General features: G+C 49.7%; 20 protein-coding genes and 2 tRNA genes. 10 read left to right on the top strand and 12 right to left on the bottom strand.

Annotation, left to right across the window (positions count from 1 at the left end; translation table 11 throughout):
- Positions 1-61 precede the first annotated feature (61 nt).
- Positions 62-1,276, bottom strand: coding sequence for a sensor histidine kinase (locus tag QZN53_RS09910; protein WP_163438807.1), 1,215 nt, complete (start codon positions 1,274-1,276; stop codon positions 62-64).
- A 200-nt stretch (positions 1,277-1,476) separates the two neighbouring features.
- Here QZN53_RS09910 and QZN53_RS09905 point away from each other — a divergent pair, with 200 nt between their 5' ends.
- The 7 genes from QZN53_RS09905 to QZN53_RS09875 all read left to right on the top strand — a co-directional run bounded on the left by QZN53_RS09905 (position 1,477) and on the right by QZN53_RS09875 (position 8,477).
- Positions 1,477-2,331, top strand: a complete 855-nt coding sequence (locus QZN53_RS09905) for a sigma-70 family RNA polymerase sigma factor (protein ID WP_163438806.1) — start codon at positions 1,477-1,479, stop codon at positions 2,329-2,331.
- A gap of 104 nt (positions 2,332-2,435) precedes the next feature.
- Positions 2,436-4,211, top strand: a complete 1,776-nt coding sequence (locus tag QZN53_RS09900; RefSeq protein WP_163438805.1) for a S41 family peptidase — start codon at positions 2,436-2,438, stop codon at positions 4,209-4,211.
- Between the two features lie 18 nt (positions 4,212-4,229).
- On the top strand, positions 4,230-5,003 hold the full coding sequence (locus QZN53_RS09895) for an ABC transporter permease (RefSeq protein WP_294652814.1): 774 nt from the start codon (positions 4,230-4,232) through the stop codon (positions 5,001-5,003).
- Entirely contained in the window at positions 5,003-5,329 is a 327-nt protein-coding gene (locus QZN53_RS09890; RefSeq protein ID WP_163438803.1) for a DUF721 domain-containing protein, read from the top strand. Before QZN53_RS09895 ends, QZN53_RS09890 begins: the two co-directional genes overlap by 1 nt.
- A 59-nt stretch (positions 5,330-5,388) precedes the next feature.
- The gene (gene gyrB / locus QZN53_RS09885; RefSeq protein WP_163438802.1) at positions 5,389-7,329 is read left to right on the top strand and encodes a DNA topoisomerase (ATP-hydrolyzing) subunit B; all 1,941 of its coding nucleotides are present in this window, start codon (positions 5,389-5,391) and stop codon (positions 7,327-7,329) included.
- A gap of 8 nt (positions 7,330-7,337) precedes the next feature.
- Positions 7,338-8,342, top strand: a complete 1,005-nt coding sequence (locus tag QZN53_RS09880; RefSeq protein WP_163438801.1) for a polyprenyl synthetase family protein — start codon at positions 7,338-7,340, stop codon at positions 8,340-8,342.
- Between the two features lie 62 nt (positions 8,343-8,404).
- A tRNA-Ala gene (locus tag QZN53_RS09875) sits at positions 8,405-8,477 on the top strand.
- Between the two features lie 34 nt (positions 8,478-8,511).
- Here the strand turns inward: QZN53_RS09875 and QZN53_RS09870 are convergent.
- The 6 genes from QZN53_RS09870 to QZN53_RS09845 all read right to left on the bottom strand — a co-directional run bounded on the left by QZN53_RS09870 (position 8,512) and on the right by QZN53_RS09845 (position 14,200).
- Entirely contained in the window at positions 8,512-9,792 is a 1,281-nt protein-coding gene (locus QZN53_RS09870; RefSeq protein ID WP_294652811.1) for a hypothetical protein, read from the bottom strand.
- 27 nt (positions 9,793-9,819) lie between these two features.
- The gene (locus tag QZN53_RS09865; RefSeq protein WP_163438800.1) at positions 9,820-10,290 is read right to left on the bottom strand and encodes a hypothetical protein; all 471 of its coding nucleotides are present in this window, start codon (positions 10,288-10,290) and stop codon (positions 9,820-9,822) included.
- 59 nt (positions 10,291-10,349) lie between these two features.
- Positions 10,350-11,804, bottom strand: a complete 1,455-nt coding sequence (locus QZN53_RS09860) for a sigma-54-dependent Fis family transcriptional regulator (RefSeq protein WP_163438799.1) — start codon at positions 11,802-11,804, stop codon at positions 10,350-10,352.
- A gap of 20 nt (positions 11,805-11,824) precedes the next feature.
- Positions 11,825-12,985: a serine/threonine protein kinase gene (locus QZN53_RS09855; RefSeq protein ID WP_163438798.1), complete on the bottom strand. Its 1,161-nt coding sequence runs from the start codon at positions 12,983-12,985 to the stop codon at positions 11,825-11,827.
- Positions 12,982-13,686 (bottom strand): tetratricopeptide repeat protein, encoded by a 705-nt coding sequence (locus QZN53_RS09850; protein WP_163438797.1) that lies wholly within the window; start codon positions 13,684-13,686, stop codon positions 12,982-12,984. Before QZN53_RS09850 ends, QZN53_RS09855 begins: the two co-directional genes overlap by 4 nt.
- Before the next feature lie 79 nt (positions 13,687-13,765).
- Positions 13,766-14,200 carry a DUF3332 family protein gene (locus QZN53_RS09845; protein ID WP_088627447.1) on the bottom strand — a complete coding sequence of 145 codons (435 nt, stop codon included), beginning with the start codon at positions 14,198-14,200 and terminating at the stop codon, positions 13,766-13,768.
- Positions 14,201-14,490: 290 nt separating this feature from the next.
- Between QZN53_RS09845 and QZN53_RS09840 the strand changes: the two genes are divergently transcribed.
- Positions 14,491-16,017, top strand: a complete 1,527-nt coding sequence (locus QZN53_RS09840) for an extracellular solute-binding protein (protein WP_294652803.1) — start codon at positions 14,491-14,493, stop codon at positions 16,015-16,017.
- A 23-nt stretch (positions 16,018-16,040) separates the two neighbouring features.
- Complete coding sequence (locus QZN53_RS09835; RefSeq protein WP_163438796.1) at positions 16,041-17,927, top strand: diguanylate cyclase; 1,887 nt, start codon at positions 16,041-16,043, stop codon at positions 17,925-17,927.
- A gap of 68 nt (positions 17,928-17,995) precedes the next feature.
- On the opposite strand, the gene QZN53_RS09830 is transcribed toward QZN53_RS09835, so the two are convergent.
- The 5 genes from QZN53_RS09830 to QZN53_RS09810 all read right to left on the bottom strand — a co-directional run bounded on the left by QZN53_RS09830 (position 17,996) and on the right by QZN53_RS09810 (position 22,153).
- Positions 17,996-18,069: transfer RNA gene (locus tag QZN53_RS09830), tRNA-Pro, on the bottom strand.
- 75 nt (positions 18,070-18,144) lie between these two features.
- A complete protein-coding gene (locus QZN53_RS09825; RefSeq protein WP_163438795.1) occupies positions 18,145-18,876 on the bottom strand; it encodes a hypothetical protein in 732 nt (243 codons plus the stop codon).
- 21 nt (positions 18,877-18,897) lie between these two features.
- Complete coding sequence (locus QZN53_RS09820) at positions 18,898-19,578, bottom strand: HAD family hydrolase (RefSeq protein ID WP_163438794.1); 681 nt, start codon at positions 19,576-19,578, stop codon at positions 18,898-18,900.
- 229 nt (positions 19,579-19,807) lie between these two features.
- Entirely contained in the window at positions 19,808-21,439 is a 1,632-nt protein-coding gene (locus QZN53_RS09815; RefSeq protein ID WP_163438792.1) for a hypothetical protein, read from the bottom strand.
- Positions 21,440-21,451: 12 nt separating this feature from the next.
- The gene (locus QZN53_RS09810) at positions 21,452-22,153 is read right to left on the bottom strand and encodes an AgmX/PglI C-terminal domain-containing protein (RefSeq protein ID WP_163438791.1); all 702 of its coding nucleotides are present in this window, start codon (positions 22,151-22,153) and stop codon (positions 21,452-21,454) included.
- A gap of 148 nt (positions 22,154-22,301) precedes the next feature.
- On the opposite strand from QZN53_RS09810, the gene miaB reads away from it, so the two are divergent.
- Positions 22,302-23,377 (top strand): tRNA (N6-isopentenyl adenosine(37)-C2)-methylthiotransferase MiaB (gene miaB, locus QZN53_RS09805; protein ID WP_163438790.1); only part of this gene is annotated, 1,076 nt, incomplete at its 3' end.

Here is a 23,377-nt window from a genome sequence, read left to right as displayed (position 1 = left end):
TAATGATTTTTTTCTTGTAAAGAGATTCTCTGAAACAAAATCAAAAAAGTGTACACAGCGTTTACACGGAATCCTTTTTCAACACAACCTTCAATTCCGTTTTATAGACACCGCCTTCCACACCCACATTATATTGGTAGCGCCCGCTATACATCAATTCCAATCGTTTCTTGAAAGTCGAAAGTCCAAGGCCGCTCGCATTCGGCTTTGCCTTGCGCGGGAAGTTGCTATTCTCGCTCACAAAGCTGAGTTCATCGCCTTTCTGCACAATCTTAATATGCGCAAAGCTCTTACCGTCCGGATTCACGCAATGTTTCATGGCGTTTTCCATCAAGGGCATCATCAACAAGGGCTCCACTTGACAATCCGGATTTTCAAGTTCATATTCAAACTTGAAATCAAAGGAATCGTCATGCCTCAACTTTTCAAGTTCCGCATACTTTTCAAGAATGCCCACATCTTCTTTAAGCGAAATGTACTTGTCGCCAGTCTGGTAAAGCATTACGCGAATCAACTGCGAGAGTTTTGTCATGCTTGTCTCGGCAAGATCCGGATCAATGCGAATCAGGCTAGTAATATTGTTCAACGTATTGAACAAGAAATGCGGAGAAAGTTGGTTCTTCAAAAACTTAAGTTCATATTCCAGAGTTGAACGTTTCTTTTCACGCAAGATAAACGCTCTGATAATCAACCTCGAAAACATTGAAATCAAAATGCAAACAAAGCAGATGAGCGCAAGCGCAATCAGAAACACAAGTACAGTCCAGACGGAAAAATGCCCGCGCACGGCCCCCGCACTAAAACAATAGTTGCTGAAGAAATCTACAATTCCCTCGCCCGCCTTGCGCTGAATCAAGAAGTAGAACACTTCGCGGCCTAGCAACGAAAGAAAAAGAATCACGGCGTTGCCGGCAAAGAACAAAGCATAACGTTTTCTAAAGAAGCACTTTGGAACAAGGTAACGTTGATTCACCAAGAAGGTCAAGAAGGTAGCCAAAAGCGGCAAATAATAAGTAGCAAGATTAATAAACGATACTTGCGTCAACGGATATGTCGGATCAAGCAACAATATCAGCGGGAACAACAAAATAAACAGCCAAATCAAAATCATCAGCACAAAAGTCGGAATCGGATACTGGGTATCCTTCTCATCACCCATGATTTCGATCAATTCTCGCTCATTTTTCTCGAATTGAGCCTCTTGAAGTTCCGCAAAACGTTCATAATTGCGGCGTAAAAAAGCCCTAAAAGCGGATTTTGCGTACTTTGTCGTCATTTTTTCCTCTTGCAGACACAAAAATAGCCCTTATTTGGGCAAAAAAAAGGGCGTTATGACAAAAACGTGACAAAAGTCCACTTTTCTTTGACGAAATTCACAAATAACTTTTGCGAACAAAGGCGTAATCTGTGACACTTCAAAATGGAAATGGAGGTAGATTTACGAATGTAAACGAAACAACAAGCAACGAGGTTGATATGACAAAGAATACACACGTTCGTGACGACAGGGATGTTTATTTCCAGTATCTGAACGACATTTCTAAGTATCCTCTGCTTACCAAGGAACAGGAAAAGGTTGTTCTCGCCAAAGTCCGCGAAGGCAGCCGCGAAGCCATGGACCTGCTCGTCAAAAGCAACCTCCGCTTCGTCGTGAACATCGCAAACCTTTACAAGGGTCAGGGCATCGATGTGAACGAGCTCATTAACGAAGGCAACATGGGCCTTATTGAAGCCGCTCGCCGCTTTGACCACTCCCAGAAAATCAAGTTCATTAGCTATGCCGTTTGGTGGGTTCGCCAGAACATCACCCGCGCCATCGCGGAACGCGGTCGACTGGTCCGCATCAGCGCCGAAAAGGAACTCGTGCTCCGCCGCTTCGCCAAGAAGGGTGGCGCCATGCACCAGGTCGTTGGCGGCGGTCTCATGCTTGACCCGAAGAGCCTCGAAGGCGTCAGCAAGTACAAAGCCGACGACATCGAGAAAATCTTGATGATGGGTAACAAGTCTACATCTCTCGACGCCCCCGTTGGCGAAGACGGCGATATGACTCTCGGCGACACCATTGCGGCACAAGAATTCCGCACCGATGAACTTGCCGAACAAAACAACCGCTCCAAGCTCTTTAACAAGGCGATGAACAACAGCCTTTCCGCCCAAGAAAAGGAAATCATCAAGCTCTATTTCGGTTTCAAGATGGATTCCGACCTGAACTTGAAGGAAATCGCCCCGATGGTCGGCCTTTCCAAGGAACGCACCCGCCAGCTCAAGGATTCCGCGCTCGAAAAGCTCAGGAACGAACAGCTTGCCCGCGTTTTGAACGACGCCGCCTAATTTTGACCTTTTTTCTCTCTCTCCTTATATTAAAAACCGGCCGAATGGCCGGTTTTTTCCGTTTTCTGTACCCCGACAAACAAATGAAATTGTATTTTTAAAGCATGAATTTCAATATGCTGAACTTTCGAACCCTTTTTGTAGCCGGTCTTTCGGCTCTGTGCCTCACCACAAGCCCGCTTGCAGCAAGCGACAAGAAAGATCCTCCCGGCGATTTCTATAACGAAGTTTCGCGCCTGAACAAGGTGCTTTCCGAAGTCAACCGTAAGTATGTCGAAGACGTGAACCCGACCGAACTCACCGACGCGGCATTGAACGGCATCCGCAACATCTTGGACCCGCATACCACGGTATTTTCGCCCAAGGACTACGAAAGCCTCAAGGTTTCGATGGAAGGTAAGTTCGGCGGCGTGGGCATTACCATTAGCCTCCGCGACAATATTTTGACCGTCATTTCGCCGCTTTCCGGCACCCCGGCATTCCGCTTGGGCATTCGCGCCGGCGACCGCATCCGTAAAATCGACGGCAAGGACACCAAGGGACTCAGCCTCGACGAAGCCGTGAACAAGCTTCGCGGCAAAATCGGCACCGACGTGACCGTTTCCATTGAACGCGAAGGCGTGCCCGACTTGATGGACTTTACCATTACCCGCGCCGAAATCATTGTGCACGCCGTGCCTTACTACGGCATGGTCACCAAGGATATCGGCTATATCAAGCTCGCCACCTTTAGCGACAAGACCACGAGCGATGTCGAAAACGCCCTCAAGATTCTGCAGAAGAGGGGCATGAAGAAGATTATTCTCGACATGCGCTACAACCCGGGTGGCCTCTTGAACCAGGCTATCGAAATCAGCGAATTGTTCTTAAAGCAGGGCAACTTGATCGTGAGCACCCGTGGCCGCACTCAAAAGACCGAAAGCCACGCCCGCAAAAATGGTATTGTGAAGCCTGAAGTGCCGATGGTCGTTCTTTTGAACCAGGGTTCTGCCAGCGCCGCTGAAATTGTTTCGGGTGCCCTCCAAGACTGGGACCGCGCTTTGATTATCGGTAAGACTTCGTTCGGTAAGGGTTCCGTGCAAACCATCTTCCCGCTCGACAACCAGGGTAACGCCCTCAAGCTTACGACCGCCTTCTACTACCTGCCCTTCGGACGCTGCATCAACAAACCCGAAAACGGCATCAAGGGCCTGAAGCTCCTTGAAGAAGAATACGCCGACGAAGGCGACGGCAAGGCCGATTCTACCAAGAAAGACACCGCCAAAGTCGACACCTTCTATACCCATAACGGCCGCATGATGTTCGGTAGCGGCGGTATTTCTCCTGACGTAGAAGTGGAACTCTCCCCCATGCCGTGGGTGGTCCAGGTGCAGGAACGCATGGCCATGTACTTCAAGTTTGCCGTCAAGATACGTCCGGATCTTGAAAAGAACAACGTGAAGATTGACGCCAACTGGGAAGTCCCCGACAGCCTGTTTACGCAGTTCCGCGACTTCTGCATGAAGGACACGAACTTCACCAAGATCAAGAGCAACGCACTGGTAGGCGTGGACCAGCTCGAAAAGAGCATTATCCGCGAACAAAACTACATGGGCGATAGCGCCAAGGTCGTGAGTGACACCGCTCTTGCCAAGCGCATTGCCGACATGCGCAAGGCTCTTGAAAACAACCGCAACGCCCAGTTTGACGAGAACAAGCAGTACATCAAGGACGGCATCAAGCGCGAACTCCTGACCGCGTTCATCAACGACTCCGTCAGTACCGCATTCTCCTTGAAACAGGACAAGCAGTTGAACGAGGCTATCAAGTACCTGAGCGACATGAACCTTTACAAGAAGGCTATCAGCGCTCCGTCCAAGAAAGCATCCAAGAAGAAGTAGGGTTCCTTGATTACCGTCATGAACAGAATTGCAGAAAGTCTGGGTAAGTTTATCCGGAAGTTCCTGCATACGGTATTAAGTTACTTGCACTTTGTCTGGCAGCTTTTCAAGAACATTCCTGGCGCATTTAGTAACCTCCACACGACCGTGGAACAAATGCAGCACGTGGGGCTTACCAGTATTCCCGTGGTGGTGGCGGCATCGCTTGCCACAGGCGCCATTATGGCATGGCAGCTTGCCTACCAATTTGCAGACATTATTCCCCTGATGTTTGTGGGAATGGCTGTCGGTAAATCGGTGATGGTGGAACTTTGCCCGATCTTGACCGCCATGGTGCTTGCAGGCCGAATTGGCGCTTCCATGTGTTCCGAGCTTGGAACCATGGCTGTGACAGAACAGCTTGACGCCTACAAGGTTCTTGGCCTTAGCCCATACAAGTTCTTGCTTGCTCCGCGCTTGATTGCAACCATCATTATGCTCCCGACCCTTACGGTGATCAGTATCTTTATCGGTATCGTAGGCGGTTACGAAGTGGCCCACATTTACAAGGACGTGTCCTTTGCCGTATTCTTCTACGGTGTGCGCATGTTCTACCAGAACTGGGACTTGGTGGTAGGCCTTATCAAGGCGACCCTTTATGGCTACTTTATCGCAAGCTACGCCTGCTTCTTTGGCTTTACCACCCATAGCGGTGCCGAAGGCGTTGGTAAGAGCACAAAGGCTACCGTTGTGGCCGGCATGACGAGTATTTTGATTGGCGGCTTTGTCCTTTCGAAACTGCTGTTGCTCTAATGGAAAAACCCTATCGCATTAAGCGCAAGAAACCTGTCTGCGGGAAAGATCCCGAAGACATTAGCGTGCTTTTGCAGATGGTCTTGGACAAGGCCCATATTACCGATGAAATGGCTCTCGGAAAGCTTTCCGAAGGCCTTGAAACCATCGTAGGTCCGCTCATAAAACCGCACGTTCAAATCGTCAAATTTGAGCGCAATATTTTGACGTTAAAGTGCGACAGTTCCGCATGGAAACAGGAACTTTTTTTGCAAAAAAAAGCTATTATTGACAAGTGTAATTTATTGCTCGGAAAGCCCTCTGTAAAGAACATTCTTTTCGTTTAAAAGCATGTTAAAAAGGCCCACGGGCATCAAGAATTTAGAAGAAGAAAACAAGGTAAAAAATGGCAGAAGAATCTGAAGAAATGAAAAAGGCCGAAGAAGACTACAGCGGCTCTAGCATTACCGTTTTGGAAGGCCTCGAAGCTGTGCGCGTCCGCCCGGCCATGTACATTGGCTCGACAGACATCCGTGGTCTCCACCACCTGGTTTGGGAAGTGGTCGACAACTCCGTGGACGAAGCCCTGGCCGGATTCTGCTCCCACATTGAAATTGCCATTTTGCCGGGTAACGGCATCCGCGTAACCGACAACGGCCGCGGTATTCCGACCGACATTCACCCCAAGGAAAAAGTTGGCACCATCCAGGTCGTGATGACCAAGCTCCACGCCGGTGGTAAGTTCAACAACAGCTCTTACAAGGTTTCTGCCGGTTTGCACGGCGTGGGCGTGAGCTGCGTGAACGCACTTTCCAACAAGTTGATTGTTACCGTGCGCCGTAATGGCCGCATAGTTCAGCAAGAATTTGCCCGCGGCGTCCCGTGTGGTCCGCAGGTTGACCTCGGCGAAAGCGACGGTACGACTGGTACATCCGTTGAATTCTATCCGGACGATACGATTTTCAGTGAAACCGTTTACGTATACGACACGCTCGCCACGCGTTTCCGCGAACTCGCCTTCTTGATGAGCGGTCTTCGCCTAACGCTTACCGACGAACGCGACCCCGAAAACAAGCAGACCGACACGTTCTGCTATCCGGGTGGTGTTTCCGAATTCGTGCGCTACGTGGACGAACACCGCACCAAGCTTTTCCAGGACCCGATTCACCTGGTGCTCCCCGATGGTCAATACCCGTTGGAAGTCGCCATGTGGTACAACGACGGCTACCAGGAAAACTTCTTTAGCTTTGTGAACAACGTGAACACCTACGATGGCGGTACTCACGTGACGGGCTTCAAGACTGCCCTCACCCGCGTCATCAGCAAGTTCGCGCAAGAAATGCCCAAGGGCAAAAAAGACATTCAGATTACCGCAGACGATATCCGCGAAGGCCTGACTGCCGTGATCGCCATCAAGGTCTCGCAGCCGCAGTTCGAAGGCCAGACCAAGCGCAAACTAGGCAACTCCGAAATCGCAGGCTATGTGGCATCTGCTTTCGGCGCAAAGCTCGAAGAATACTTCCAGGAAAACCCGGCCGCGGTCAAGATTATCTTGGACAAGGTCTACAACGCCGCCGTGGCCCGCGAAGCCGCCCACAAGGCACGCACGCTCGCCCGCCGCAAGAACGTTCTCGAAAGCGGTGGACTTCCGGGCAAGCTCGCCGACTGCTCCAGCCGCGACCCCAAGGAATGCGAACTGTTCATCGTGGAAGGTGACTCTGCAGGTGGTTCTGCAAAGATGGGCCGTAACCGTGAATTCCAGGCCATTCTCCCATTGCGCGGTAAGATTTTGAACGTGGAAAAGGCAAGCCTCCACCGCGTGCTCGACACCGAAGAAATCCAGAACCTGGTGAACGCCATCGGTTGTGGTCTCGGCACCGAATGCAAGCTTGAAAAGCTCCGCTACAACAAGATCGTGATCATGACCGATGCTGATGTGGACGGTTCTCACATTCAGACCTTGCTTCTCACCTTCTTCTTCCGCTACATGCGCCCGCTCATCGACGACGGTCACGTGTTCCTCGCCATGCCGCCTCTGTTCAAGCTCAAGGTCGGCACCAAGGAAACGTACCTGTTCGACGAGAACGACAAAGACGAAGCCATGGCCAAGCTCGAAGACAAGAAGAACGTGACCGTGAGCCGATTCAAAGGTCTTGGCGAAATGTCTCCGGAACAGCTTTCCGAAACCACCATGGACCCGACCAAGCGATTCCTCAAGCAGTGCTATGTGGAAGATGCCGTAGCAGCCGACCAGATTTTCAGCATGCTCATGGGCGAAGACGTGGAACCGCGCCGCAAGTTCATTGAATCCAACGCCTACAAGGTCTTGAACGACCTGGATGTTTAAAGGTTCCAATGGCTCCGACTAAGGCAGATTTTCAGACCGTGCTTTCTCAGGCACGCGCACTTGTCCAAGAACAATTGCAACTTACCGAAAAAGTCATTCTCGGCGTCGCCAAGAATGCTCCTGCAGGAATCTGCGAACGATTGGAATCGCTGTTCCTGCGCAAAGGCAAGCGCATTCGTTCGACACTCCTTTGCCTGATTGCACAAAGCGGCGCCCAAAAGCCCGACTCCCTGCGAGTGGCACACGCCTGCGCAGGCATTGAACTCTTGCACCTTGCAAGCCTTGTACACGACGACATTATCGACGGCACCGACATTCGTCGCGGACAAAAGACCGCGCATAAGGAATGGGGCACGCAAGTGGCCGTGCTTATCGGCGACTACGTTCTTTCGCAGGCCATGCAATGCGTGATCGACGAAGAATCGCATGATATTCCGACAGTGCTGTCCAAGGCCGCCGACAAATTGATCGCCGGCGAAATTCTGGAATTGGATCAATCCGGAAACATGCGTCTTTCGTTCGAAGAATACGACCGCATCATCGACGGAAAGACAGCCTCCCTAATTGCAGCAGCGGCTCGCATCGGTGCAATCCTTGCCGGTTTTGACAACGAGATTATCGACAAATGCGCCCAAATGGGAAGCCACTTCGGAATTGCATTCCAGATTGTAGACGATCTTTTGGACTATGGTTTTGGCAGCAAGAATCTAGACAAGGCCAAGTTCACTGATTTAGGCAATGGACTGATTACGCTTCCGCTGCTGTACTACTTCGAAGGCAGCAACGCTCAAGAGCGCTCCGAAATGGAAGCACTTATTGCAAAGGCAGATCAGCCCGATGTTCCCGAAAAGATTATCGAAAAGTTGAACGAAAAAGACGCCTTCAAGAAAGCAAAGGCAAACGCCCAAGACCATCTTGAAAAGGCTCTTGAAATTGCACAAGGACTCCCTGGTTCGCTCTTCACCGAAGAAATCATCTCGATGTTCTCTTCGATGGACAACCGCGGGAACTAGTCCAAAACAAGGCGCTCGACTTGCCAAAGGTCGCAAAATAAGTTATATTGCGCCTACATCCTGGGGATATAGCTCAGTTGGTAGAGCGACAGGTTCGCAATCTGTAGGTCATGGGTTCGACTCCCACTATCTCCATAAAAAAGCAGGACTCAGTCCTGCTTTTTTGTTTTTAAATTTCCCACTTGAAGCCGGCTTTCACTTCAGAAAGGATGCTGTTTTCCGGATAGACTCCTCTATAATATTTGGGCAAGCTGTAATGCTTGTAGAATTGTTCAATGCCCAAATATAGCGTCAACGCATTCGGTTTCCAATAGAGCATGGTACCCCAGACACCACTGAATTTACGCATCTTTTCGTAATCGTTATCCGGGCCATCCAAAACAAATCCATAGAACAGATTGAGCCTAGCCTCGAGCGTTATATTGCGTTTGAATTTATAGGAAACCCGCGAACGGAGGGTTGGGCCGAACCATTTGGCAAAATACTTGGGAATAGCCACATTGACAGAAGACATCGTATCCTTAGACGCATTCTGCTGCGCCCAATACATGGAATCCAGTTTTCCGATATTCCAGTTATAGCATTCCGGTCCATAGGTTTCCAGACAAACCTGCATCGGGTTTTGCCAATTCCCGTACATGGAATTTTCCCACGGGTACTCCGTCCCTAATTCATCCTCTTGTTCCAGTTCTTCAATAGCGTTCTTATACGCCTCCATATAGCTCACAAAATCCACCGCGGAATCCGCCTCGAAACGGGCCCCCGCATAAACAGACCAATTCAGGCCGTAGGGAACCATTCTATGCCAGGAGCCGTACAAAGCAAACGAAAGCGGACCATCGGGATCATAATAACCCCAGACCGCTGCACCGATACGCTGTTTTTCAAATCGGTAAAAGTCGCTTTCCACCCATGCATAAAAATTGGGTGAAACATAGGCTCCTTCGACAATCTTGATGTCGGCCCCCACATCAAGCATCAGGGATTTACCGACCAAGGAATATTCAAGTCCGACCGAGAGATTCCAGTCGTTCGTATCAAGCACGGGCATATCGTCGTTTGCCACAAACCAGTCACCCGAAAAGCCCAAGCCAAAAGAATGAATCCAGTCGCCTGTAGAATAGTCTACAAACGGTGTCAGCGAAAAGAAGATATCGCCACCGGTTTCGCTGACTTTTTCAACACCGCCATATTCGTTATAATGCAAGCCGTAAAAACCGATATCGCCTAAAAAACGAAGCGACCACGGATTCTTCGTTTCCGTAGTCGCATCAAGGGCCTTATAATATTCGTCAATGATTTCGCGAAGTTCCTCAGTATAGGGACCAGGAATCTGAACCGCTTCTTCAAAAGCAGCAAGGGCGGCAGACACATCGCCAGCTTCTTCAGCCTTCATGGCACGATAGTACACAGATTCTTGCGTCTCGGCATAAAGCAAAGACGAAAACATCAATAGCACTATTACAATGAAACGCATTTAGCGATGGGGATGATCCATCGGCTTCACAGGACCCTTGGGGTACATGGGATTCATGGGATACATGGGAGCCGGAGCAGGACCATTGGGCATATCTCGCATCGGGTTCATTTGGTGAGACTCAGGCTGCTCATAAAAAGGACGACGTTCGCGAGATTGATTTTTCGGGATTTCCCCCTCCAAGCGAGGCTTTTCGTTCCGCTTTTTCGAGACTTCCTGGCGGATATTCTTCTTTTCAGCGGAGGAACTATTGCGCAAGTCCGTAAGAATTTGCTCTCGGGCAGCACGACGTTCTGCACGCAATTTTTGCCAGTCTGCGCTTTCCTTTGCACCGAGATTGGGCATTTCTCGCGAAATTTCCATATTCTCGGCGGGGGTCGGGACAGAAGACTCCGGACGCGCAGAAGACGGAGCAGCGTAGCTAAGCGCTGCAGCCATCATAATTGTCGTTATGAGAGTAGTCTTTTTCATACTCAATCTCTTGCAAATTCCGTGCCAACCGTCTTTTAGGCTATAATAAATATATAAAACTATTTCTTATAGTCTTCTTTTTTCATTCCCAATCTTTCCATAATTTCGCGCAGAACCTTGCGGTCGATGCCCAAAATCGTCGCTGCGAGCGTCAGATTCGCATTACTGTCGGAAAGCGCCCTGCCAATTACTTCGCGTTCCACGATTTCGCGGGCTTCCTTAAGCGTGCGCGGAGACTCCTTGGCCTGCGCCTGGACATCGCCCAGGCCCAAATCGGCAGGCTGGACTACTCCATGTACCGCCTGAACCAAAGCCTTCTGGACCTTGTTTTCGAGTTCGCGCACGTTACCCGGCCAGTGGTAACTGAGCATCGCCTTTTCGGCGTTGCGGCTCAAGTGGAACTTTCCACGACCATATTCCGCCCCATAGCGGGTCAAGAATTCTTCGGCCAAGAGCACAACGTCTTGTCCGCGGTCTCTCAGGGGCGGCATTTCTACCGGCATCACCTGAATACGGAAGTACAAGTCTTCCCTAAAGCGCTTTGCCTTGACAGCTTCTTCCAGGTCTACATGCGTTGCACTAATGATGCGCACGTTCACCGGAATTTCGCGATTGTCGCCCACGCGGGTAATATGCTTTTCTTGCAGCACGCGCAAAAGCTTCACCTGCATGTTCATAGGAAGTTCGCCAATTTCGTCGAGGAAAATGGTTCCGCCATCGGCTTCTTCAAAAAATCCCTTACGGGTTTCAATGGCACCCGTAAACGACCCCTTGGCATGTCCAAACAAAAGCGATTCCATCAAGTGTTCCGGAATGGCGCCACAGTTGACTGCGATAAAAGGCTTGTCTGCGCGAGGGCTATGCCTGTGAATATAGCGGGCAATGACTTCTTTACCGGTTCCCGTTTCGCCACGGATAATCACCGGCATCGGGAGCCCTGCTAATTTGTCTGCAAGAGCGATCAAGTCGGACATGGCCTTGCTCGAATACACAATGCCGTCTTTGCGGATGACATTGCGCAAGACATTCAAGGATTCCTTGTCACGCAAACGGTCGAAGGCGGCAAATGCGAACTTTTCGCACACCATCACGAAGGAATCGAACAGGGCGCTATCGTCTTCGGTAAAAGGCTCTTCGCGGGCGGCTCGCTGCAAGTACAAGTAACCGGCTTCGCTTTCAGGCGTGCGGAACGGCGACACCATAATGCTTGTCAGCTGGTTTTGTACAATAGACTTCGAAAGGTCGGCGGAATCGTCATCGAGCTGGTTCCACACCACGGCCTTCTTTTCGAGCTTGGCCTGCTTTACTGCAGAAATAGAAATCGATACTTTTTCGGGATTGCTCAAGTGAATCGCATTTTCGCCGCCGGTATCAAGGACCGCGGCATCGGCATGCAAAACATCCTTCGCCACTTCGAGAATTTTCACAAAAAGAGATTCCGGCTGGACTTCATCCAGTAAGATTCTTACGACATCGAGCATTCTTTCTGTCGCGAGCATCGATTCTGACTTCATACGAAAACCTCTTTCAAAAACTATTCCGATACGGGCGTAGGCAAATCCTTCAGTACCGCAGGCGGAAGCGTATCAGGAGCAGAATTTCCACGATTTTCTATCCCCGATTCAACCGATTCCAAACTTCTGGATTTCTGAAGCAACAAATTTCCTGTTTCGTCGATGTCGGGACTTTTTGTCCCAACCAACACGAAAAACACCGTTGTAATTAATATAAGTCCTAAAATGGCCAAAACGGCAATTTTTAAGGTATTTTTTTTGTTTTCATTATCGTTTTGGCTGTACGGGAAAGCACTTTTTTGCTCCGTCGGGAATTTTCGCCCCATTTTTTCGGGTAGGACTTCACCGGCATATTTTTGCAGAGCCGTCTGGGCGGTTACCTCCCCCACGCCAATTGATTCAAGGGCAATTTCCAGAAGTTCATCCAGTTCGTCAAAATCTTCGGCGCGATTCTCCGGAGATTCCCGCAGCAAGGCCTTCCACAACGGCTCCAGCGCCGAAAGTTCCTGCGGCTTGCAACTGTCCAGGTCATAAAGTCGCGAAGAAATATCCAAGCCTTCGATAGCCAGAGCTTGGGCTGCCAGATTGTTGTAATCGTCCGATTCAAGCAAATCAACGCCGGCAATCCAGCGGAACAAAAGCATTCCCAAACTGTAGAGGTCGCTCTGCGTGCTGGCGGGCTTGCCTTGAAAGCGTTCCGGAGCCGCATAAGCCAAGGCGCCGGGCCCCACAATGCCGCAATCGATCACAAGAGTCTGCAAGCTATTGCCAGACTTGCAAAGCAAGACATTCGAAGGGTTGATATCGCCGTGATGGATATCTTCTTTATTCAAGGCATCAAGTGTCTGCACTATTCCACGCAAGAGTTTCAATGCCACCGCTACCGGCATCGCCGGAACATCAGCCGAGCTCACGCCCTCAATAAAATCGTAAACCAAGTATGGCGTATTATCACGAACGCCCGATTCGCGGACTCGGTAAAGCCCAGGAATGTTCAAGTGCTTCAGGCGGTCAACGACGGATTCTTCAAAGCGGCAACCGGAATGGTACCACTTTAAGGCATAAAAGCCTTCGTCACATGCAAGTTCGTAAACATCGGCTTCACCACCCTGATGCAACAAGGCGCAATCGCAAGCCCTGTCCAAGATGCTTGCCATAGACTTTTCACTTTTTACGCTCATAGTCTACCCGAAAGCACCATCGACTTCAAAGAATCTTCGGCAACCTGAGTCCAGTAAATCAAAGAACTGTTTGTAGGTGCCTTCTGCAAGCCCGCAGACCAAGTGTCCCAGGCCGATTCCACATCGCCTTCTTCCCAATAGATGTTTCCGAGGTTAATGTATGCCGAAATGAATCCGGGTTCTCGAGTCACGATATGGATGAATATGTTCTTTGCGCTATTCAGATCACCAGGAGCACTGCTCCGGGCAAGAATCAAGCCCTTCAAGTTATAGCTAAAATAGTTCAAACTATCCAGTTGTATAGATTTATCCAATAAGGACAACACATTTGCAGACGCATCTTGATTCAACGTAGCGCGGGCCAAGTAGAACAAGCAAGTCGAATAATTGGCATCGATGCTTCCGCTACTATCTAGACCGTAAAGAATCTTGAATTCGCGGGCGGCGCGACTCCAACGGACAAACGAGGAATCGTTGATTCGGTCAGCCTGCTCCGCATCGGCATAATACGAAAGGGCCAGCCCGTAACGGGCATCGCGGTTGGCTGGTTCAACATCCAAGGCTTTCGAGAAATTCGTAATAGCGCGTTCATAGTCGCCAATACGCAAGGCGTCGTTTCCACGTTTGATGTCGTCATTGACGCAAGACATCAAAGACAAGGTGAACAACAACACCCCTATGTAGCACACACGCCTAAGCATAGCCTAAATATATAATAAAATCAATAAAAAAAGAACCTTGGCATAAACCAAGGTCCTTGAAAATCAATCAAGTAAGAAATTACTTGTCGAGTTCACGCTGAGCGACAACGTTACCTTCGGCGTCGATGGCGCGGATAACGTTTTCATCGCGCTGGAGGGTCAGGACGGCCTTTTCGCCAGCAGCGGTGGTGATTTCAGCAGTCATAGAACCGTCAGCGTTCTTGACAGCAGCAATGGTGTTGCCCTGAGCGTCCTTTTCATAGTAGGAGTCGCCAGCAGCGAGCGGGTTGGAGCCAGTCCAGAATTCGACAGTGTTGAGGACGAGGAAGTCCACGAACAGAGCGATACCGTAGACCGGGATCACGTTCATGGCGAAGTGGACGATGGAGTTGAGCCACTTGTTACCAAGGGTGCCGTTCCATGCGAGCAGCTTGTTGAAGCATGCATACTTGCCATAGCAGCCGGAAAGAACGATCATGCCGGCGCAGAGAAGGGTAATGATACCTTTTTTCATTTTATTAACTCCTTAAGGGTTGTTTATCGTTTTCTTACGACGTGGAAAATATAACTAAAAAATGATTCTTTGGTGATATTCATCATAAAAAAACTTATTTTTTGATTTTTATCACGTTTAGCCACTTTTGTTTATATTAGTTTACAAATATTGGCGTTTTTGCCCATTTTTATTCCACTTTGGACTATCTTTACGAGCGCCAATCCTGTGATTTTTTTCACTTTTCCCTTTTTTTTATTATTTTAATGTTCAAATATTCATGACGATACGATAAGAAAGGAGAGTTGTTCATGGGTTTGATGATGAATAGAATTATGCATTCAATTCTAGCGATTGCTATAGCCTCGACTGCAGTTATGGCCGCCCCTAAAAAGCAACCGCTCACAGTTTGGATTATGCCCAATGGCGCATCTCCGCAAGAAATCCTCGAAAAACGTCTTGAACTTTACACCCAGAAAACAGGCATTCCGACCAAGGTCGAAGTGCTTGACTGGGGTGAAGCCTGGAACCGCATTACGGCAGCGCTTTCCGGAACTCAGCCGGCCCCCGATGTATTGCAGCTTGGCACTACTTGGATTCCGTACTTTGCATCCCGCAAAGAAATTAAGCCTTTAAACGAAGAACTTTCGGCAATTCAACCGGAACGTTTTGTCCCCGTCAGCTGGAACACGACCCATATCGACGAAGACTCGACAATCTATTCCGTGCCTTGGTTTATCGATATTCGAGCTGTTCTTGCCAACAAGAGAATCCTTGCTGAACACGGCATCACTAAAGATTCCATTAGAACCTACGAAGGATTCAAGAAAGCAATTCGCAAAGTCAACCAAAAAGACGAAGTTCTTGAAGACGGTGCCCACGTACGCGGTTACGCATTCCCCGGCAGGAGCGACTGGAACCTTCCTCACAACTTTGCCCCCTGGATTTGGAGCAACGGCGGTTCGTTCATCAAGAAAGACGCCGACGGCAAATGGCACGCCAACATCCTTTCTGAAGAAACGCTCCTAGGCATTGCAAGCTACCTCCACTTTATTATGGATACGCTCGTAGCGCCCGAAGCCCTGCAGACCAATACGGCACAGATTGCCCAGCAATTCAACAATGGCGAACTCGCCTTTATCGTGAGCACTTCCGAAATCATCATGCAGACCCGTTTCCACGGAAACATGGGAGGCCTTTCTAACGCCCGAATCGGTTCCGACAGCGTCATGGTGGTTCCCATTCCTAGAGGCAAGGTCGGAAGCGTCAGCTTTATCGGCGGTTCAAACCTCGCCATTCCGGCAAACAACAAACGCAAAGAAGCTCTTGACCTTTTGCTCTTCTTGACCGACGATGAAAACCTGGACGCTTACACCAAGCAGATTGGCCTTTTGCCGCCTTCTAGAAAGGTTCTGCAGGAATGGGCTAAGGACGAAGACTACAGCATACTCGTTCGCGCTCTTGAAACCGGTCGCGCCTACGTGGCCATTCCGGAATGGGGCGAACTGGAACAGCAACTCAACACACTATTCAGCGCCATTTGGGAACAGATGGAAATCCCGTCGCTCTATTCCGAAGACAAGCTGTACGAGATATTCAAGGACCTCACGGTCGAAATCGACAAAAAGTTGAACTACCCGACAACCAATATTATGACGGCAGCCGAATTCAAGGCAGCCTGGAACAAGATTAACGAAGAGCAAAAGCCCCAGGTTGAAGTCGCCAAGGATTCCACCAACGGAGCCGTCGACGATAACATAAAGACAGCACCCTTCGTATTCGTTGTCATGCTTATCCTCGGGTTCCTGTTTGCCTTCCTCCGCAAGCGCAAAAAATAATCAGTATTTCGAAGTAAAGTTTTATGTCTATACACACGATATCAGGTTTTTCACGAAGCATCGTCTTCAAGGTGCTTATCGTTTTGATTTTCTCCATGACCCTCGTGGTCACGGGGAGTATCTTTATTTTCACGTCAAAACAGACAAACCTGATGTTGGAATGGAGTTTCAACAACAACGAGTCGACTCTCTCGCAGATTGGCTACATGGCATCTAGCGAAATGAAGCAGTTTGGCGACCGCCTGACACTTCTTTCCAAGACATCCGAAATTCAAAGTCTCGATCCGAATACGGCTGCCAGCTACCTTAAGAGCTACAGCATTTCGACATTGTTCATTTCGGGTGAAACCGTTACTTTATACGACAGAGACAACTCGTTCATTTGCGACAACTCCATGGTCGGCATTCCAACAGAAAGCCCCTACCCCATTGATTTTTCGCGCATTACTCCGCACCGCCCTTACTTGACGCCCTGGTTTAGGGAAGCAACAGACGCTCCCCCGAAGCGCCTGTTCGGCATTAGCATTATGAACAGGTCAAATTCTTCAGGATACCTGATAGCAAGTTTTTCTCTCCGCAGACTCTGGACCAACTTTCCGAACTATAAAGTCGGCAAAAACGGATTCCTGGTTGCCATCAATGGTCAAGGGGAAATTCTTTATCACCCGGACTTAAAGCGCTGGCTAACAGATACGCACAAGATTTCGGAACTGGGACTGAAAGATATCGACCCCCGCAACTACGATGTCAAGAAGGCCCAATTCCAGAAGCTGTCCGACAACGAAAAATACCTTGTCAACTACTACTTTGATTCCAATACGGACTTCGGTCTTTTCGCCTTCCAGCCGCAGAGAGAAATCGATGAACTTATTTCCTCGGCAACGCAGGCAAGTCTCGCCATCCTGATTGTGGCAATCCTGATTATCTTCCTTGTCGCAGCATGGATGTTCTACACGCTGGGCGTTCCGCTGAACCGCATTACCAAGCACATCCGTAGAATCACTGACGGAGACCTTGATATCGAAAACATTGACGTGGGTAGCCGTAAAGACGAACTGGGCCAGTTGGGCAACGCCTTCAACTCGATGCACGATACCATTAAGCGCCAGATTAAGGAACTGAACGCCCATAGGGAAATCTTGGAACAGGAAGTCAAGGAACGTACCAAGGATTTGGAAGAGGCCAACAAGAAGTTGGAACTGATTTCGAAAACGGACGAACTGACGGGTCTTCCGAACCGCCGCGACATGAACGAAACCATCGCAAACGAAATGGGTCGTTCTGCCCGCACGCACAAGCCGTTCTGCTTTATCTTTATCGATATCGACCACTTCAAGAATATCAACGATACCTACGGACACGCCTGTGGCGACATCATCCTGAAGTCGGTGGCGCAAACAATTCGCGGACTATTGCGCAAGTACGACGTATTCGCCCGCTACGGTGGCGAAGAATTCTTGACGTTGTTGCCCGAAACTGACCTCGAAGGCGCAAGGGCTGTCGCAGAACGTTTCCGCAGACAGATTGAAAAGATGACCGTTCGCTACGCGGACTTCACCATCAAGATTACGATTACGCTCGGTGTTGCCAGGTTCGACGAACGCCTGGGAGCAGACCGCAGCATTCAAATGGCAGACAAGGCGCTTTACCAGGGTAAGGAAGGTGGCCGTAACCGCGTGATCGTGTGGAGGCCCGAATGGGTGACCGAAGCCGACTACGAAGCCGCCGCTATTGAACTTGCCGCTTTGAAAAAAGATGCCGAAAAGCCCAAGGGCGAAAACTTCCAGGTAAGTCTCGACTATATCGAAGACCATCCGCTCAAAATGGCCGCAGAATCTGCGGAACAAGAAAAGGGCGAAGATGAACGCAATGACGAAAATTCGCCTGAAGAGGAAGAAAAGCAGAGTTAAAACGCTCCGGCATAAAACCGATACAAGCTTCTAAAGCAAAAACACCGCTTTTAAAGCGGTGTTTTTTATCGGGATGACTGAATTCGAATCAGCGACCTCTTGAACCCCATTCAAGCGCTCTACCAGGCTGAGCTACATCCCGTTGGTTCATTGGTGGGTCAAAATTAGATAAAAGTGGGCTTTTTTGCAAGGCTAAAGCCCCAAAAAAGCCGTTTTTTTACTTCCAGAAACCAACAATCAGCACGTCAGGCGTAGCCTTCGGGTACTTTTTGCTCTTGAACGAAACGATCTTCCGGATACTCTGTTGCTTGAGTTCCCAGCCTTCGCGAGAAAGGACCTTAGTAGAAAGAGTGATTTTAAGACCGGGGACCTTGCCGCCTTCCTTAATCTGATCAAACTTGTCCACGTTCAGCATCACCGGTTTGGCAGACATGGAAAACTGTTTGGCAGACTCGGGTGCGAGGGTCAGGTCAGGACGTTCCTTCTTGTCGGTACCCCATACATAGAATGTCCATTCGCGCTTTTCGCCCTTGGTGTAGTAGCCCGTGTCAAAGAGTTTTTCGCCGAAGATGAACGGAACCTTCACGATGCCATCCATATTGGCAAGATAGGGCTTACCAGTGGTATCCACCAGCACCACAACCGGTTTGATTTGTCCTTCCATTTCAGCAGAGTTGAAGTCAAATTCAATCTTGACCGTGCCCTTGGCAGGAATCTTGCTCGGGTACTTGAAGTTCGACATGCCATTGCCTTGGCCGAACACGTTTTCGAGAACGATTTCTTTGTCCGTGATATTAGCACCTTGCAAAACGATATGCTTGGTATCGCCCTGATTCAAGACGCCTATCGGGTAATTTTCGGGAACAAAGCGGATGGCCTCGTCGGCAAAGGAAGTGACCGTAAGGGCGAGAGTTGCCGCCAGAACAGAAGATATAATTTTGAAAGTCATGGTATGAATATAGAAAAAATACTAGTTAGAGATTCTAGCCAGCAACTGGCACATTTCCGCATAGCTCTCGACCGTATTTTCGGGCTTTAACGGAAGCAAGTTCACCGGTTTTCCAAAGCCGCAAAGGAGCGTAATGCAGTCTACCCCGGCATTACGGGCTGCAAGAATGTCCGGCTGGTCATCGCCCACCATTACCGCATCTTCACGAGATACGCCTGCCATTTCAAGAATCTTGAGCAGGCCAGCGGGACTCGGCTTGCGTTCGGGCGTGGTGTCGCCGCAAAGGATAAATTCAAAACGGTCGCGGAGTCCAAAGTGATTCAGGATTTTTTCGCTCGGGCGAAGCGGCTTGTTCGTGAGCATCGCCACGCGGGCTTTGGAATTGTTCAAGAAATCTACGATTCCCGGATTCGGGAGTGTGCGTTCGGTACAATGTTCCCAGTAAAAATCTGAATAGACCTTGTGGACCATTTCGACGGTCACACCGGAGCGGGCCATATTTTCAGAAAGCGCGGCCTCCCCCATGCTACGCTCAATCAACTTCATCGAACCATTCCCGATAAAAGTCCGCACGCGCTGTTCGTCGTGTTCCGGAAGCCCGAAATGGCGCAACGCAAAATTCACCGCCACGGCAAGGTCGCCGAGCGTATTGAACAGAGTCCCGTCCAAGTCAAAAACAATGAGGGATTTCTTTTTGAGCATAGCGCGCCCAAATGTAGAAATTTACCGAATGAATTCCATCTCAACAAGGAACCGGTAAAAGCAAAGCGCGGACACGCCCAGAATGAATACGACAACGATAACAAACTGCACCGGATGCTCATGAAAATCATAATCCGCCTTGCCGTAAGAAAACTTTCCGCGGACAATGGCGCTTATGAAAAGCGCTAGAAAAAGAAGGGCAAGCAGAAGGGACATGAAACCACGCGCGTTATCGGGATTGCAATAGTAGCTTATTATTTTCCTGGAGGCCATCGTTGTCGAAACGGACGGTCGGATTTTTGCCGCTCTTGAAGGCATCTTCGCTTTCGTAGAGGGAAAGGGCCACGGAAACGCCCGGCTGGGTTACAACATTCGCCACACCAGGTGTCTTAAAGAAGAAAATCTGCGAACTACCGTCCTTGAAGGTCCCCTTGGGAATGAGGAGGGGCACGCCAATTTGTGCGAGGGCCTTGCCCGTACTATCGACAAATTCCGCCACCATGTAGATATCGAAGAAACAGGGCGCCACGCCGGTGTTCTTAACGGTAACGTTCAGCATACTTGTGATATCGGTGGCGTTTCCGGAGGCAGGCGTCGCGACAGTCACCAGTTCCGCTTGCGTCACCGTGAAATTGTACCCAATGACCTTGCTCATTGAATCCGCAAGGGCCTTGTTGTCGCTGTAGAAATTGTAACCGCAATCGCTATCTTGATCCAGCACGTAGTAAGTCAAATGAGCCGTAGTAATCGCATCCACCCAGCGTTCCGCAGTCCACTTCTGGCTACCTCCGGGAATCAGATCGTCGTAAGTAAGCATCGTCTTGTAACCGGCTATATTTTCGGCAATAGTCGGTAGATTCGCATTGTACGCCCGCAACAACGTATCCGGCCTGCCGGGAATGCCAATGAACCCATCATCTCGCTTGGTAATGCCGAGTTCAAGCGCATGAGTATAAACATCGCCAAAACCGTTAGAAGGCAGCACCAGTTGGGTCTTCTTAAACAGGGATGCGTAATAATCCAGCATGTCAATCAACACCGAATCGGCAGGCATTTCGCTCCCTAAAATGTGAGACGTGTGCCATTCGCCCCATTCGCCAAAAGTGCGGACGTCAATGTATTCTATGCGCGGATCACCATCGTATTTTTCGGCCAAAGCTTTTGCAAACTCCTTGGCAGCCCAAATATAAATGGAATCATCCCAGACCGGAGCGTATGCATGGTAGTCTGTCCCACGCAAGTCAATCTGTATTTTCTTCGCCCCCATTTCGTAGACAAAAGGCGGAGTCCAATCGTATTCCTCTTGGGGTGGGAAATCGCTCTTGATAAAGGATGGCGTGTACGGCAACACGCGCAAGGCGTAGCCCATGTTGTGCTCGGCTAAAGCATTCAAAAGTTTTTCCAGTTCCGTCCAGTCGTAAACACCTTTTGCCGGATTCAACTTGTTCCACTGCTGATAACCGGAACCGTATGAGATTAAGTCCCATGCCTTGTTGTTCAGAGAACCGTAAGGGCCGTATTCGAACTCCGGCACGAACACCCAGGCGCCACCCGTCGGAACCGTGAAGCCCTTGTGCGGGTTAGAAAGCGGGCCGTCGAAGGGCTTGAGGGTATAAGTGATTTTGGTGGTGTCCGCAACATGAACCGCAGAAGTGTCCTTTCCGTCATTGCGAGAACTCGAAGAGTTCGTGGCAATCCATGACGAACTACTTGAAAAAATGTCTGCCGACGAACTTGATTCTTCGACCGCGCTGCTTTCGCCGCCCTCGGGGCCGGAACTACTCGCGTCATCGCCACAGGCGATAAGGCCTGCACATGCGAAGCAGGCAAACACAACTGAAAATTTTGAATCTTGACGCATAGGTAAAAATCCTTATTCAGGCCGAGAAGTCTTTGATTCAGCCGGATTTTCGTGAAACGTAATCGGGAAAGTCGCAATGGTCTCACCCGATTTCACTTTCGGAAATTTCCAGCGACTTACAGCTTTTTGAATATCTTCATCAAATTCTTTATAACCTGTAGTCGAAGATTTAATTTGATTTTCTTTAACCGAGCCGTCCGCAGCGATTGTCAACTTCAAGGTGATTTCGCCTTCAAAATGTTTATCAGGATTTTTCTTTAAATACCTGATACTGTATATATGGCGCAATCCTGGCGTGAAAGAAACCAAGACATTAAAAATAGATTCTTTGTCAAGCGAGCTACCTTCAGCAACAGATATTTTTTCTCTAACCGGAAATTCGGCAAGGCCTTTCGAATTTTGCGGAGTTTTTGCAGACGCGTTGGCGACCACCATAGAATCCGCCACATAAACTCCATAAAGAGCAGTTACACCCGTGTCAATCAGTTTGCCGATATTCTTTAGGGAATCCAATCTCCGCTTTTCCTTTTTCTCAAGGAGATTGCCTTCGGGCTTTTCGTCGAAAAATTTCTTCGTGTCCCAGGGATGAATCAATTTGGGATTATCCTGCTTGGCAGCATCATCGTTTTTTTCGGAATCGCTGCAACCTGCCCATAGCGCCGCCGCGGTCATCAGAGCAATTTTTCCAAGGTATTTGCTGAAGGGTTTCGCCATAATTTAAGTATAGCAAAAATATTCTTGCGAACATCGGGGTTTTAGGGGCGGAGCCACTAGGCGTGGGGGTAGCGGAAGACACGGCCGTGCCGTGGCTGAAGCGAGGGGGATACCTCCCCCTTCTATATTTTTTTCTACATTTGCACGCATGAAAAAATACCACTTGGCCACATACGGCTGCCAGATGAACGAGTACGACTCGGCGATGATCGCCCAGGAGCTCGACATGTGCGGTTGCATCGAGACGAGCAACCAAGAAGATGCCGACTTCATCATCGTAAACACCTGCAGCGTACGCGAAAAGGCCGAGGAAACCGCCATCGCGAACATCAGCAAGCTCAAGTACCTGAACAAGAAAAACCCCGACGTGAAGGTTGTCGTGTGCGGCTGCATGGCCAAGAATCGCGGGCCGGAACTTTTGAAGCGCCTCCCGAACGTGAGCTACATCGTGGGCCCGGACCAGTACAAGAAAATTCCGGAACTATTGCTCGGCGACGCCCATAGCCCGCTGCACCTGACGCACCACAAGATGTTCATCGACGAGGACCTGAGCGAAAACTACTTGGGCGAATACGCAAAGCTCCAGAACGACTTTACCACCTTCATCGCGATCCAGCGCGGGTGTAACAAGCGCTGCAGCTACTGCATTGTGCCGTACCTCCGCGGGCCGGAAAAGTACCGCGACATGGAAGACGTTCTCGCCGAAGTACGCAAGGCCGCCGACAAGGGCATTACCGAGGTGACGCTCCTTGGCCAGACGGTGAACGCCTACAAGACAGAAGGCGGCAACTTTGCCGACCTCCTCACGAAGGTTTCTGAAATCGACGGCATCCGCCGCATTCGCTTTACGAGCCCGCACCCAAGGCACTACACGAACGAACTCATCGACGTGTTGCTGAACAACCCGAAGGTCTGCCACTACGCGCACATTCCTATCCAGAGTGGCTCCGACGCCATGCTCAAGAAGATGCGCCGCCAGCACAACATGGAGCAATACCTCTCGATTATCGAGCAGTTGCGCAGCAAAGATCCGTTCTATGGCATTTCGACGGACGTAATTTGCGGATTCGTGGGCGAAACCGAAGCAGATTTCGAAGACACGCTCAAGGCATTTGAACAGTGCCAGTTCGACAGCGCCTTCATGTTCATCTACAGCCCGCGCAAGGGTACAGAATCGTACAAGGAAGCCGAGACGCTCACCGAGCAGGAAAAGCAGGAACGCCA

The sequence above is a fragment of the uncultured Fibrobacter sp. genome, from assembly GCF_900316465.1.
Lineage (GTDB): Bacteria > Fibrobacterota > Fibrobacteria > Fibrobacterales > Fibrobacteraceae > Fibrobacter.
The sequence above is the reverse complement of the archived record's forward strand: the minus strand, read 5'-3'. Positions and strand labels throughout refer to the sequence as shown.

Excerpts from the sequence above, each read along its gene's own strand:
- QZN53_RS09910 (WP_163438807.1), bottom strand. The coding sequence starts at position 1,276 with ATGACGACAAAGTACGCAAAATCCGCTTTTAGGGCTTTTTTACGCCGC.
- QZN53_RS09905 (WP_163438806.1), top strand. The coding sequence starts at position 1,477 with ATGACAAAGAATACACACGTTCGTGACGACAGGGATGTTTATTTCCAG.
- QZN53_RS09900 (WP_163438805.1), top strand. The coding sequence starts at position 2,436 with ATGAATTTCAATATGCTGAACTTTCGAACCCTTTTTGTAGCCGGTCTT.
- QZN53_RS09895 (WP_294652814.1), top strand. The coding sequence starts at position 4,230 with ATGAACAGAATTGCAGAAAGTCTGGGTAAGTTTATCCGGAAGTTCCTG.
- QZN53_RS09890 (WP_163438803.1), top strand. The coding sequence starts at position 5,003 with ATGGAAAAACCCTATCGCATTAAGCGCAAGAAACCTGTCTGCGGGAAA.
- gyrB (WP_163438802.1), top strand. The coding sequence starts at position 5,389 with ATGGCAGAAGAATCTGAAGAAATGAAAAAGGCCGAAGAAGACTACAGC.
- QZN53_RS09880 (WP_163438801.1), top strand. The coding sequence starts at position 7,338 with ATGGCTCCGACTAAGGCAGATTTTCAGACCGTGCTTTCTCAGGCACGC.
- QZN53_RS09870 (WP_294652811.1), bottom strand. The coding sequence starts at position 9,792 with ATGTTTTCGTCTTTGCTTTATGCCGAGACGCAAGAATCTGTGTACTAT.
- QZN53_RS09865 (WP_163438800.1), bottom strand. The coding sequence starts at position 10,290 with ATGAAAAAGACTACTCTCATAACGACAATTATGATGGCTGCAGCGCTT.
- QZN53_RS09860 (WP_163438799.1), bottom strand. The coding sequence starts at position 11,804 with ATGAAGTCAGAATCGATGCTCGCGACAGAAAGAATGCTCGATGTCGTA.
- QZN53_RS09855 (WP_163438798.1), bottom strand. The coding sequence starts at position 12,985 with ATGAGCGTAAAAAGTGAAAAGTCTATGGCAAGCATCTTGGACAGGGCT.
- QZN53_RS09850 (WP_163438797.1), bottom strand. The coding sequence starts at position 13,686 with ATGCTTAGGCGTGTGTGCTACATAGGGGTGTTGTTGTTCACCTTGTCT.
- QZN53_RS09845 (WP_088627447.1), bottom strand. The coding sequence starts at position 14,200 with ATGAAAAAAGGTATCATTACCCTTCTCTGCGCCGGCATGATCGTTCTT.
- QZN53_RS09840 (WP_294652803.1), top strand. The coding sequence starts at position 14,491 with ATGGGTTTGATGATGAATAGAATTATGCATTCAATTCTAGCGATTGCT.
- QZN53_RS09835 (WP_163438796.1), top strand. The coding sequence starts at position 16,041 with ATGTCTATACACACGATATCAGGTTTTTCACGAAGCATCGTCTTCAAG.
- QZN53_RS09825 (WP_163438795.1), bottom strand. The coding sequence starts at position 18,876 with ATGACTTTCAAAATTATATCTTCTGTTCTGGCGGCAACTCTCGCCCTT.
- QZN53_RS09820 (WP_163438794.1), bottom strand. The coding sequence starts at position 19,578 with ATGCTCAAAAAGAAATCCCTCATTGTTTTTGACTTGGACGGGACTCTG.
- QZN53_RS09815 (WP_163438792.1), bottom strand. The coding sequence starts at position 21,439 with ATGCGTCAAGATTCAAAATTTTCAGTTGTGTTTGCCTGCTTCGCATGT.
- QZN53_RS09810 (WP_163438791.1), bottom strand. The coding sequence starts at position 22,153 with ATGGCGAAACCCTTCAGCAAATACCTTGGAAAAATTGCTCTGATGACC.